Genomic DNA, 13,139 nt, shown 5'->3' with positions numbered 1-13,139 from the left:
ATGACTAAGACTTATCATCTTGCCGTTTTACCCGGAGACGGTATTGGCCCTGAAGTAATGGCTCAGGCGAATAAAGTATTGGATGCTGTGCGCCAGCGTTTCGGTATCAAGATTTCAACCAGCGCTTATGATGTCGGCGGCGCAGCTATCGACCGTCATGGCAGCCCGTTACCGCCAGCAACAGTGAGTGGATGCGAACAAGCTGATGCCATCTTATTCGGCTCAGTGGGCGGCCCTAAATGGGAACATTTACCACCGGCGGAGCAACCGGAACGCGGTGCACTGTTACCGTTACGCAAACACTTTAAATTATTCAGTAACTTGCGCCCTGCACGTTTGTATCAGGGATTAGAAGATTTCTGCCCATTGCGCAGTGATATCGCGGCGAAAGGCTTCGATATTCTGTGTGTGCGCGAATTAACCGGCGGCATCTATTTCGGTCAACCCAAAGGTCGTGAAGGCCAGGGGATGCATGAACGAGCCTTTGATACCGAAGTTTATCATCGCTTTGAAATTGAACGTATTGCTCGTATTGCGTTTGAATCCGCTCGCAAACGCGGTGGCAAAGTTACTTCTATTGATAAAGCCAATGTGTTGCAGAGTTCCATCCTGTGGCGTGAAGTCGTTACCGCCATTGCGGCAGACTACCCGGATGTTGCGTTGTCCCATATGTATATTGATAACGCCACCATGCAGTTAATTAAAGATCCATCCCAGTTTGACGTCTTGCTGTGTTCTAACTTGTTTGGCGACATTTTGTCAGATGAGTGCGCCATGATTACCGGCTCTATGGGCATGTTGCCCTCGGCCAGTCTGAACGAACAAGGGTTTGGCTTATACGAACCCGCTGGCGGTTCTGCACCGGATATCGCGGGCAAAAACATTGCCAACCCCATCGCGCAAATTCTCTCTTTAGCCCTGTTGTTGCGCTTTAGTTTAGGTAAAGACGATGCGGCGGCGGCTATCGAAAACGCCATCAATCAAGCATTGGAACAAGGCTATCGCACCGCTGATTTGGCTGGTGATGGCAAAGCTATCGGCACCAACGAAATGGGCGATATCATCGCTAAGTTCGTGGCTGAGGGGGTTTAATATGAGCAAAACGTTATATCAAAACAAGACCTTATATCAAAAATTGTATGATGCACATATCGTTTACGAAGCGCCGAATGAAACCCCGCTGTTGTATATCGATCGCCACTTAGTGCATGAAGTCACATCGCCGCAGGCCTTTGATGGCTTGCGCGCCATGGGTCGCCCGGTGCGTCAACCGGGTAAAACCTTTGCCACCATGGATCACAACGTTTCGACACAAACCAAAGATATCAATGCTAGTGGTGAAATGGCCCGCATTCAGATGCAGGAGTTGATCAAGAACTGTGCTGAATTCGGCGTGTCTTTGTATGACTTGAATCACCCATTCCAAGGCATTGTCCATGTTATTGGCCCAGAGCAAGGAATGACATTGCCGGGAATGACGATTGTTTGTGGTGACTCCCATACCGCGACCCACGGTGCATTTGGCTCATTAGCATTTGGTATCGGTACCTCAGAAGTTGAACATGTGTTGGCCACTCAGACGCTGAAACAAGGTCGGGCCAAAACCATGAAAATCGAAGTCAATGGTGAGGTGGGCCCAGGCATTACCGCCAAAGATATCGTGTTAGCAATTATCGGCAAAACCGGCAGCGCCGGTGGTACTGGTCATGTAGTGGAATTCTGTGGCAGCGCGATTGAAGCGCTGAGCATGGAAGGCCGCATGACATTGTGCAATATGGCAATTGAAATGGGCGCCAAAGCCGGTTTAGTCGCACCGGACGACACCACTTTTAACTATCTGAAAGGCCGTCAATTCGCCCCGACGGGTAAGCAATGGGAACAAGGCGTGGCCTACTGGCGCACCTTGAAATCTGATGCTGACGCTAAATTTGATACTGTGGTGACCTTAGATGCCGCTGATATCGCGCCACAAGTGACCTGGGGTACCAATCCGGGTCAGGTGATTGCGGTTAATCAAATTATTCCGGCACCCGAGTCCTTTAGTGATCCTGTTGAGCGCGCTTCAGCCGAAAAAGCCTTGGCTTATATGGATTTACGCCCCGGTATCAAATTGACCGAAGTCGCGATTGATAAAGTCTTTATCGGTTCTTGCACTAACTCGCGTATTGAAGATTTACGTGCCGCAGCCGCAGTGGCGCAAGGGCGTAAAGTGGCTAGCGGTGTACAGGCGATTGTGGTGCCCGGCTCCGGCCCGGTGAAAGCACAAGCCGAAGCGGAAGGTTTGGATAAAATCTTTATCGAAGCCGGTTTTGAGTGGCGTTTACCCGGCTGCTCCATGTGTTTGGCGATGAATAACGACCGTCTGGAACCCGGCGAGCGCTGTGCATCCACCAGCAACCGTAACTTTGAAGGGCGTCAGGGCCGTGGGGGTCGCACCCATTTGGTTAGCCCGGCAATGGCAGCCGCAGCTGCGGTCAGCGGTCACTTTGCTGACGTCCGCGACTTATCTGCTGCCACCCACTAATCGGAGATACCACCATGACAAAATTGACTCAACACACTGGTTTTGCTCAACATAGGGGCCTGGTCGCTCCGTTGGATGCGGCGAATGTCGATACCGACGCAATTATCCCGAAACAGTTTCTGCAAAAAGTAACGCGCACTGGTTTTGGTCAGCACCTGTTTAACGACTGGCGTTTTCTGGACGATGCTGGCAAAGTCCCTAACCCGGAATTTGTACTGAATCAACCTCGCTATCAGGGTGCGACCATTTTATTAGCGCGCGAAAATTTCGGCTGCGGTTCATCACGTGAACATGCACCTTGGGCACTGACAGATTTCGGTTTTAAAGTGGTTATTGCTCCAAGCTTTGCTGATATTTTTTACGGCAATTCATTTAATAACCAATTATTACCGGTAACATTAAGTGAAGGTGATATTGATACTTTATTCCAGCTGGTTAAAGAGAATGAAGGTATCGAGTTTATTGTCGATTTAGAACACCAAACGGTGAATGCCGGTGGAAAAAGTTATTCTTTCGAAATTGATAGTTTCCGTCGTCATTGTATGATTAACGGTTTAGACAGTATTGGCCTGACATTGCAGCACGAAAACAATATTTCGGCCTACGAAAAACAACAGCCAGAATTCCTACGTTAATTATTTTTAGTTCATTTTGTGAGTATATTGTTGGTGTCAGGATGCCCCTGACCCAACAATTAAAATCGATAAAAATCCTAATCAAAAAAAATCATTCACCTTCACTTGCCATTGACAGTAAAACCCAAACCCCATATCAATCAGATTGTTATATAACAGCACTGTAACCCATTAGATTACATAAATATTAATGACTCTAATATAGTTTTAATTGATTGTAATTTGTGCTGAATATCACTTTTTATTTTTTAAACAACGCTATGCTGTTACTCACTATCCACACCTAGAGGCGCCTTATGACACGCATTGCATTGCGTTACCAAGCACGCATCTCCGGCGACAGCCGAGCCTGGTTTAATATTGATTACCGCCTTGCCAACGATTTCCCGCGTTAATTCCCCCATTGCTTATTCAGCTTAGGCTGAAAAAACTCATTTCTTTATTTTGTTGCCGTCATAGGTAATACGGATTGCTATTTTTAATTTTAGCCAATCCTATTAGCCACGGTATATCTATATCCAAAAAAAATGATATTTGGAGTAATAAGCCATGAAACGCATCCCTGAGCCCTTCCGCATTAAAATGGTCGAAAATATTCGGATGACCAATCGGGAAGATCGTGAGAAAGCACTGATTGAAGCGGGCTATAATCCATTCTTATTACCAAGTGAAGATGTATATATTGATTTACTGACTGACTCCGGCACCGGGGCAATGAGTGATCGTCAGTGGGCTGGCTTAATGATGGGTGATGAGGCCTACGCCGGTTCACGTAACTATTATCACCTGTGTGATCAGGTTAAAAAACTGATTGGCTACCCATTTACTATCCCAACACATCAGGGCCGTGGCGCTGAACAAATCCTGTTCCCTTGCCTGATTGCGAAAAAACAAAAAGCCGGTGGCGCCAAGAACCCGGTCTTTATTTCCAACTTCCATTTTGATACCACCGCCGCTCACGTTGAGATGAATGGCGCTAAAGCTATCAACGTCGTCACCCCGAAAGCCTTTGATACTGTGGCTTATTATGACTGGAAAGGTGACTTCGATTTAGACCAATTGAAAGCAACAATTGCCGAATATGGCGCTGACAACGTGGTGTCAATTATTACCACCGTCACTTGTAACAGCTCCGGTGGGCAGCCAATTTCAATGAGCAATATGCGCGAAGTGTATCGAATTGCTCAACAGCATGATATTCCGGTGGTCATCGACTCCGCCCGCTTCTGTGAAAATGCCTGGTTTATCAAACAACGCGAGCCAGGTTATGGCAACAAGTCGATCAAAGAGATCATTCTGGAAATGTATCAATACGGCGACATGCTCACCATGTCAGCCAAAAAAGACCCGATGGTGAATATTGGCGGTTTGTGCTGTTTCCGCACCGATGAAGACCTATTCAACGATGTTCGTATCCGTTGCGTGCCGATGGAAGGTTTTGTCACTTACGGTGGGTTGGCCGGCCGCGACATGGAAGCGCTGGCCATTGGGCTGGAGGAAGGGATGAATGAAGACTTCCTGACATACCGTATTGGGCAGGTAGAGTATCTTGGCGAGCGGCTGCGTGCTGGCGGTATTCCGATTCAATATCCTACCGGCGGTCATGCGGTATTTGTCGATGCCAAAATCCTGCTGCCTCATATTCCAGCCGAACAATTCCCGGCACAGGCTCTAAATAATGCGTTGTATCTGGAAGCAGGTATTCGCAGTGTGGAAATTGGATCATTGCTGCTAGGCCGTGATCCACAAACCGGTAAACAAAAACCATCGCCATTGGAATTGCTGCGCCTGACCATCCCGCGCCGAGTCTATACCAATGACCATATGGATTACATTGCCGATGCCCTGATTTCACTCAAATCACGTGCTGAAGAAATCAAAGGCTTAACCTTCACCTACGAACCCTCTGTTCTGCGCCACTTTGTTGCCCGATTAAAACCTATCGAATAAGCGGCAACCACCATACCAAGACCACGCCCCCTGCTGCTCTGGCAGGGGGAAAACAGCTACAAAATCGCTACCTCTATAAGTGGTAAAACCACACGAGGACACCCTACTATGGCCCAAACTACACTAGAAGATCAGGTCACAGCAGCAAAAATTAAAAACCCTTCCCTCCTCGGCGGTGCCATGATTATTGCAGGCACTATCGTCGGCGCAGGGATGTTTTCATTACCCGTTGTCATGTCAGGGATCTGGTTTTATTGGTCTATTGCAGTTCTGGTTTTTACCTGGTTTTGCATGCTTCACTCAGGATTAATGATCCTCGAAGCCAACCTCAACTATCATACCGGTGCCAGTTTTGACACCATCACCAAAGACTTACTGGGTAACGGCTGGAATGTGATAAATGGCCTGACCGTCACCTTTGTTCTCTACATTCTGGCCTACGCCTATATCTCTGCCAGTGGCTCGGTTATTCAGCATACGCTACGCGGAATGGGAATAGACTTCCCAGCCCGATTGGGCGGCCTGTTCTTTGCTTTATTCGTCGCTTTTATTGTTTGGCTCAGTACCACTGCGGTGAGCCGAATGACCACTATCGTGCTGGGTGCCAAGATACTCACTTTCTTTATGACATTCGGCGGGTTGTTAGGCCATGTCGAACCGGTGAAATTGTTTAATCTGAGTGACGCCAACCCAAGCTACCTGCCCTATCTGTTGATGACACTGCCATTTTGCCTGGCGTCATTCGGTTATCACGGTAATGTCCCCAGTTTGATGAAGTATTACGGTAAAAACCCACACCGTATCCGCAACTGCTTGCTATTTGGCACCTTGCTGGCACTGGCGCTATATATCATCTGGTTGGTCGGTACTATGGGGAATATTCCACGACCACAATTTCGCGAAATAGCTAGTCAGGGGGGCAATATTGATGTGCTGGTCAGTGCGTTAGGCGGGATATTAAAAAGCTCGTCAATGGACCTGCTGCTGACAGTATTCTCAAACTTCGCCGTCGCCAGTTCATTCCTGGGCGTCACTTTGGGCTTATTCGATTATCTAGCTGATTTATTTAAATTTAACGACAGTCGTTTGGGTCGGGCAAAAACAGCTGCCATCACCTTCCTGCCACCAATATTGGGTGGGTTGATTTATCCCGATGGTTTCATTTACGCCATCGGTTATGCCGGACTAGCCGCTACCGTCTGGGCCGCCATTGTTCCTGCGCTGCTGGCACGGGCCTCACGCAAACGCTTTGGTAGCCCGCTGTATCGCGTCTGGGGCGGTACCCCGATGATTGTATTGATTTTACTATTCGGGGCGATTAATGCCATCGCCCATATCCTGTCGAGTCTGAACTTGCTGCCCGTCTACTAAAACTCCACACAGCGCCCTGCGGGGCGCTAAGCTTCCCTCACTCGCGCACAAATAATAAGCGATAGAATGGCGAGGATCATCGCCATGACATACACCGAATTATGGCCCCAGGTTTCAGTTAATACTCCTTGCAATACCCCCGCCAGAATCACCCCAGTTGAAATACTGTTGGTAAATAGTGTGGTGGCAGCTCCCGCTCTGCCCGGCATTAAATCCTGAAAATAAAGCATCCCAATTCCGGCAACAATACCGATGAAAATGGCATTAAAAATCTGCAATAACATCAATGCTGTTTTAAATTTAAATAACACCAGCCCGGTATAAAACAGCACGCCAGCCAGCACGGCGAACAGCATAATTTTACGCTTACCAAAACGCCTGACCGAATAACCCGCCAGCAGCATAATAGGAATTTCCAGCCCAGCCGCCGTTCCCATCAATAAGCCGGCCAGCCGCTCCGGCAGCCCCAGATTAGCAGTGATATATAACGGCATATCAATGATGTACATGGTGTTGCATGTCCACATCAACATTGAGGCAATAAACAGCAGCAGGACATCTTTATCGGCAAACAGGCTACCCTGCGCAACCACAGGCGCATCCACCACCGGCTCGGCTCGCTTCACCGACGGCAAAATAAACCACACCACCAGCGCACTCAGCACAAAGATACCCGCTGCAATGCTGAACATCAGAGTAAAGCCATAATTCAGCGCCAGCATAAATGATAATGGCGGCCCGATAACCCACGCCAATGAAAGCTGCGCACGCATAATTGAGCTAAACATCACCACTTCGCGGGCTGAGCTATCGGCATATTCACGCGCCAGAGCGAAAATCTGTGGCATGGCGGTGTTAGCCACCGAGGCCAATAGCACACCGGCGGTGATCAAGGTGAGATAATCACGATTAAAAGCAAACAGCAGGCAGTTCCCCACCGCCATCAGATAGCAAACCATAATCAGCTTGCGGCGATCTCCCCGAGCATCCGAGCGCTTGGCCAATACAAAGCTGACGGTAATCCCCGCGATAGCATTCACGGTATAAAATAGCCCAACCCACAGCGGGCGCACTTTCACTTCGGTGCTTAAAAATAGACTTAAGGTGGGAGCCTGCAAAGCGCCTGCAATACCAGAAAGAAAAGCCACCACAAAGAACGCAAGAAAAACCGGGTTGATACGACGGGAAAAGGTTAATGCAGATTTCATTCCAGGCTCCAGCGCCAGAAACAGCGAGTGAACGCTATGCTACAGAAGCGCGCAGATTTATATAGAGAAAAATAGATAAGCCGCATAAATTTACCTCCAGATAATTGATGCCGTGAATATTGTTTCAGCACCAAAGACGCAAGATAAAAAAAGCCAGTGGCATAAACCACTGGCTGGTGAAAGACACCATTACTCAGAAATTTTTTGGAACTCAGGACTACAGCAAGACTCATTACTCAAAAAATAAGTTAAAACAGTCGATTACAAAGTGTGCTCAGTGCGGGCGATAATATCGTCCTGCGCATCCGGTGACAGTGCGGTGAAGAATGCCGAGTAACCCGCCACCCTAACCACTAAGTCGCGGTAACGATCCGGATGTTGCTTGGCCTCCAATAAAGTCTCCCGCGACACGATGTTATATTGCACATGCCACCCCAGATACTCCTCAAAGAAGGTGCGCAACATCATCATCAACTTTTCACGGTCACGCGGGTTATCTAATGTAGATGGATTCAATTTTTGATTGAGCAATACCCCGCCAAGAATAGAGGCGGTCGGTAATTTCGATAGCGAGTTAAACACCGCCGTTGGCCCCAGATGGTCGGTGCCAGAAGCCGGGCTTGCCCCTTCCGCCAATGGGCTGTGTGCTTTACGGCCATCCGGTGTTGCCATGGTCGCCGCGCCAAAGGGCACATTGGCAGAAATAGATGACGTGCCCGCATAATAAGTACCGCCAATTGGGCCGCGACCAAAGCGAGTATTGTGATATTGCTTCAGCTCATCAATGTAGGTCTGATAAGCGCGAACTAACAGTTGATCTACATCATCAACATCATTGCCATATTTCGGCGCTGAATTTATCAGGTGCTGACGCAGTTGCTCGCCATTCAAACCGGTAAAATCATTGGCTAATGCTGTAGCCAGCTGCTGTTGGCTGATAAGTTGTTGTTCAAATACTAATTTTCTCACCGCCGCCAGACTATTTCCCAAGTTGGCAATCCCGACTTGCAAACCAGAAACCCAGTCATAGCGCGCCCCGCCTTGCTTGATGCTTTTGCCACGCTCAATGCAATCATCTACCAGCGCAGAACAGACAATATCGTGGGCGTTCTCTTCCAATACCGTATCCACTACACACTCTATCTCGATAGATTTGCGGGTGTAGTAACGAATCTGCGCATCCCATTGCGTCATCACTTGAGAGAAATCGCTAAAGTTGCCCTTCGACAAACCTTGCTCTTGCGGCAAAAATACCTGCCCGGATGTTGCATCTCGGCCCTGCTCCAGCGCCGCCAACATCACTCTGGCAAAGTTAATGAAACTCATGCCAGTGCAGCGGTAACCCCACTTGCCGCCAACCGCCGTTTCAATACAACCAATTGCCGCGTAATCATAAGCATCCTGCGGCTCGACACCCAGTTTGATAAATTCGGGAATAACAATTTCGTCATTGTTAAACGCTGGCATACCAAAACCGCAGCGAATAACTTGCACGCAGGCATCCAGAAAATCATCACTGATACCGGCATGGTAACGAACACTCAAGTTTGGCTGAGTGGAGCGCAAGCGCCCGCATGACTCCAGTACCGCATAAGAAAGTGGATTCACGGCATCAATAGCTTTGCCCTGTACCAGCTTTTGCCCGCCGATAGTGACGTTTTGATAAAGTGGGCTGCCCGCTGAAGCTTTGGAGTGCGATCCGGAGCGGATTTTATTCACCTCCAGCAATTTCAGCCAACAGCTATGCAGCATTTCAATGGCTTGTTCGCGGCTAAGGGTGTTTTCCAGTTCAACATCGCGGCGATACCAGGGGTACAAATATTGGTCCAGGCGACCAAAGGAAACCGAGTGACCATTAGATTCAATCTGCAAAATCAACTGAATGAAATAGCACAATTGCAGCGCTTGCCAGAAAGTCTGCGGTGGCTGATGGGCAATCAACTCACAGTTTTCGGCGATAGTCTGTAGCTCTATCCGACGCCATTCGCGAGTTTCATCCAGTGCCATTTGCCGTGCTACTGCGGCGTAGCGCTCAATATGTTCGCTTAGAGCCGCCAGCGAAATATCAATCGCTTTCAGGAATTGTTCTTTATGCAGGTCACTCCAGTCCGTCAGTTGCAGCCGTTCACGGCGGCTGGCCACTTTACTGCGCAGGCCATCCATCCCTTTTCCCAGCAATAACGGGAAGTTAACCGCCAAATGTGCATCACCGGAAGTCATATTCCCCTCGGCTTTTATAATGCCGGTTGCCAGCAAGGCTTTTTGTTCGTCGGTGAACATACCATAGCAGCGATCCTGCACAGTTTGACCGCGCCACCACGGGCACAACCGGTGCAATACCGCTTTGTCTTCTTCACTGACGGAGAAACCTGCACCAGGGCGATCGGCCAGCTCGTCAATTTCACTCTCAATCCAGCTCACCGTGTATTCTGGAAAAATCGGCGCGGCCCGCAGTTGACTGGCCTGATTACCAATGATCAGCTCATCATTCTTAATCCAGATGGTGCGTTGCTGTAGGTGATGGGCCAGCGCTAACGCACGTCGAACAGGCAGCGGTTTGTCCTGATGCTGTTGATAAACCTCGGTATAGTGCACAGCCCGCTCAGTACAGACCGGCGGTTTTACAATATGAATCAGCGCGTTTTTATGCTGTTTTGTCCGTTCGCTTAAGGTTACCAAATCGAGAGTGGTCATTGCGTCATCCTCTTAAAATTGCGGTAAGACCCTTGTCACGGGCATAACTTTCCGCAAAGGCCAGCAGGTCAGGAGAATCTAAAGGTGTCTTGGCTGCCAGATACTCTTCCCCCAGCAGTGAATATTTGTTGATGCCCAGCGTGTGATAAGGCAAAAAGTGAATCTCTTTCACGCCAATCTCATCCGCAGCAAAATCGACAATGCCTTGTACCGAGCGGCGGTCAGCGTTGAAATCTGGGATTAAGGGCACCCTTACGGTGATATTGGTGCCTGCCGCTGCTAATTTACGAAAGTTATCCATCACCCTACTGACTGACCCGCCCGTCCACTGTTGAAAACGTTGCTCATCGGTGTGTTTCAAATCCGCCAGCATCAAATCAAGCCAAGGCAAAGAGGGGGCGATATAGCGCCAGGGCGTATGCAGGCAAGACTCAACTGCGGTATGGATTCCTTGCTGGTGACAGCGCTGCAATAATTCAGCCGCCACCGCTGGTTGCATAAAAGGCTCCCCACCAGACAACGTCACCCCGCCGCCACTGCGCCGATAAAAGGGTAAGTCGCGTAATAATGTCTCCATAGTGGCATCAATATCAATCGGGCTGCCGCACACCGTCAGGGCACCGCTCGGGCAGCGAACCGTCAACGCCTGAATATCGTTTTCTGCTAATTGCTGACGATGAATAACAATTTTATTATCAATACGTTGGATTGCTTGCGGACAAGTTTGCTGACACAAATCACAACCTGATAAACACAGGCGCGAATCAAATAACACCTCTGGCTGACGTGAGCGACTTTCTGGGTTTTGGCACCAGCGGCAGCTCAGTGAGCAGCCTTTGAGAAATACCACACTACGAATGCCAGGGCCGTCATGGGTGGAATAACGTTGTAAATTAAAAATCATCTTATCCCTCCCATTGGCTGTGATTGCACCGACATTGCCGCGTTAAGCTACTTTCATTGGCAACCAGTATCTGCGTAATATAGGGAAAGAAAAATTGATGAAATTTGTCGAGGAGTTCCTCTTTTATGTCTACCTCTCGCCTGCAACAACAGTTCATTCGCCTCTGGCAACGTTTTAGCGGTTTACCAACAGAAACCACCTTGCAGGAGCTGGCTGAAGTGCTGTGCTGTTCGCGTCGCCACGTACGTTCTTTGCTGGGCAGCATGCAACAAGAGGGGTGGCTTAGCTGGCAGGCGGAAGCGGGCCGAGGTAAGCGCTCACAATTGACCTTCCTCTATTCCGGTTTAGCCTTACAACAACAGCGGGCCGAGGAGTTACTGGAGCAAGAGAGTATTGATCAGTTGGTGCAGTTGGTCGGGGATAAAAAAGCGGTACGCCAAATGCTGCTATCCCAGTTAGGGCGCAGCTTTCGGCAAGGTAAACATATTCTGCGCGTGCTCTATTACCGCCCATTACAGAACCTACTGCCGGGCACAGCGCTACGCCGATCAGAAACCCATATGGTTCGGCAGATTTTTAATGGCCTGACGCGGATAAATGAGGAAAATGGGGAACTAGAACCAGACTTATCTCATCACTGGCAAGCCATAAGCCCATTGCATTGGCGCTTTTATTTGCGCCCAGCGATACATTTTCACCACGGCCGTGAGCTGGAAATGAATGATGTGATTACCAGCCTGACCCGATTAATCCCGCAACCCCTGTTTTCACATATCACGGCGGTGCGTTCACCCACGCCGTATGTCATTGATGTGCATCTTAGTGCCCCAGATAACTGGCTGCCGTGGCTGTTAGGCAGTGTGCACGCCATGATCTTGCCGCAAGAGTGGGAAAATCAACCCGACTTCCGTCGGCATCCTATCGGGACTGGCCCTTATTCTGTGATTCGGAATCACCAGAGCCAATTGAAAATTCAGGCTTTTGATAACTATTTCGGTTTTCGTGCACTGATTGATGAGGTCAATATCTGGGTACTACCAGAGCTGTCTGAAGAATTGGTTTATTCCGGCGTACAATTGCAGGCCGACGATACCAGCAAAAATGAACTGGAAAGTCGACTGGAAGAAGGCTGCTATTTTTTACTGTTTGACCAGCGCTCTCCCCTGACCCGCAATCCTGATATTCGCCGCTGGCTTTGTGAACTGATTACGCCCGTCGCTCTGCTCAGTCATGCTGATCCCTTTTATCAGCGCTATTGGTCACCGGCCTACGGCATGTTGCCGCGCTGGCATCATAACCGATTAAGAGTATTGGAAACGAAACCAGAAGGTTTGACCGAACTGACTCTCACCTTTTACAGTCACCATTCAGAGTTTGATGCCATCAGTCAGACACTAACAAAATTGCTAGCAGATCAAGGTGTTAATTTAAAAATATACGTGGTGGACTACACACAGTGGTATCAAGGGGATGCCCAGAGCGACATGTGGCTTGGCAGCGCTAACTTCTACCTGCCACTGGAATTTTCTCTGTTTGCCACTTTATATGAGCTGCCGCTACTGCAATATTGTCTGGATGAAGAATTACACCAAGACGTTGAATTATGGCGCAATAATACCTTACAGATGGCGGATTGGAGCCAACGACTGGTCAGCCACAATCAATTCCATCCCTTGTTCCATCACTGGCTAGAATTATACGGCCAACACAGTATGCGCGGTGTGCGTATGAATACACTCGGCTGGTTTGATTTCAAATCGGCCTGGTTTACACCGCCTGAGGCTTAAAACTTTATTCACTTTCCCTGTGGAGAATAATACCCTGCGGGGATGTTGATAATAACAACTTCAATT

The 13,139-nt window shown here is 48.9% G+C and carries 10 protein-coding genes; 7 read left to right on the top strand and 3 right to left on the bottom strand.

What is annotated here, in order from left to right:
• The 6 genes from leuB (at position 1) to mtr (ending at position 6,480) form a co-directional block, all read left to right on the top strand.
• Complete coding sequence (leuB, locus tag QSV56_RS04615; RefSeq protein WP_301210984.1) at positions 1–1,092, top strand: 3-isopropylmalate dehydrogenase; 1,092 nt, start codon at positions 1–3, stop codon at positions 1,090–1,092.
• Position 1,093: 1 nt separating this feature from the next.
• Positions 1,094–2,524 (top strand): 3-isopropylmalate dehydratase large subunit, encoded by a 1,431-nt coding sequence (gene leuC, locus QSV56_RS04610; RefSeq protein ID WP_046051602.1) that lies wholly within the window; start codon positions 1,094–1,096, stop codon positions 2,522–2,524.
• 14 nt (positions 2,525–2,538) lie between these two features.
• On the top strand, positions 2,539–3,159 hold the full coding sequence (leuD, locus tag QSV56_RS04605) for a 3-isopropylmalate dehydratase small subunit (protein ID WP_219650012.1): 621 nt from the start codon (positions 2,539–2,541) through the stop codon (positions 3,157–3,159).
• Positions 3,160–3,455: 296 nt separating this feature from the next.
• The gene (gene tnaC, locus QSV56_RS04600; RefSeq protein ID WP_005156906.1) at positions 3,456–3,554 is read left to right on the top strand and encodes a tryptophanase leader peptide; all 99 of its coding nucleotides are present in this window, start codon (positions 3,456–3,458) and stop codon (positions 3,552–3,554) included.
• A gap of 154 nt (positions 3,555–3,708) precedes the next feature.
• Complete coding sequence (tnaA, locus tag QSV56_RS04595; RefSeq protein WP_301210976.1) at positions 3,709–5,109, top strand: tryptophanase; 1,401 nt, start codon at positions 3,709–3,711, stop codon at positions 5,107–5,109.
• A 108-nt stretch (positions 5,110–5,217) separates the two neighbouring features.
• On the top strand, positions 5,218–6,480 hold the full coding sequence (mtr, locus tag QSV56_RS04590; RefSeq protein ID WP_046051603.1) for a tryptophan permease: 1,263 nt from the start codon (positions 5,218–5,220) through the stop codon (positions 6,478–6,480).
• Between the two features lie 26 nt (positions 6,481–6,506).
• Here the strand turns inward: mtr and QSV56_RS04585 are convergent, their stop codons facing one another.
• The 3 genes from QSV56_RS04585 to QSV56_RS04575 all read right to left on the bottom strand — a co-directional run bounded on the left by QSV56_RS04585 (position 6,507) and on the right by QSV56_RS04575 (position 11,286).
• The gene (locus tag QSV56_RS04585) at positions 6,507–7,688 is read right to left on the bottom strand and encodes a sugar efflux transporter (protein WP_019080523.1); all 1,182 of its coding nucleotides are present in this window, start codon (positions 7,686–7,688) and stop codon (positions 6,507–6,509) included.
• Between the two features lie 261 nt (positions 7,689–7,949).
• Entirely contained in the window at positions 7,950–10,382 is a 2,433-nt protein-coding gene (locus QSV56_RS04580) for a formate C-acetyltransferase/glycerol dehydratase family glycyl radical enzyme (RefSeq protein ID WP_301210971.1), read from the bottom strand.
• Between the two features lie 4 nt (positions 10,383–10,386).
• Positions 10,387–11,286, bottom strand: coding sequence for a glycyl-radical enzyme activating protein (locus QSV56_RS04575; protein WP_019080526.1), 900 nt, complete (start codon positions 11,284–11,286; stop codon positions 10,387–10,389).
• Positions 11,287–11,411: 125 nt separating this feature from the next.
• Here QSV56_RS04575 and sgrR point away from each other — a divergent pair, with 125 nt between their 5' ends.
• A complete protein-coding gene (gene sgrR, locus QSV56_RS04570; RefSeq protein ID WP_046695449.1) occupies positions 11,412–13,073 on the top strand; it encodes an HTH-type transcriptional regulator SgrR in 1,662 nt (553 codons plus the stop codon).
• Positions 13,074–13,139: the final 66 nt, after the last annotated feature.

Origin of the sequence: Yersinia sp. 22-579 (assembly GCF_030433455.1) — a bacterium.
Taxonomy (GTDB): domain Bacteria; phylum Pseudomonadota; class Gammaproteobacteria; order Enterobacterales; family Enterobacteriaceae; genus Yersinia; species Yersinia enterocolitica.
Note: the sequence above shows the minus strand (reverse complement) of the source record. Positions and strands in the feature narration are given on the sequence as shown.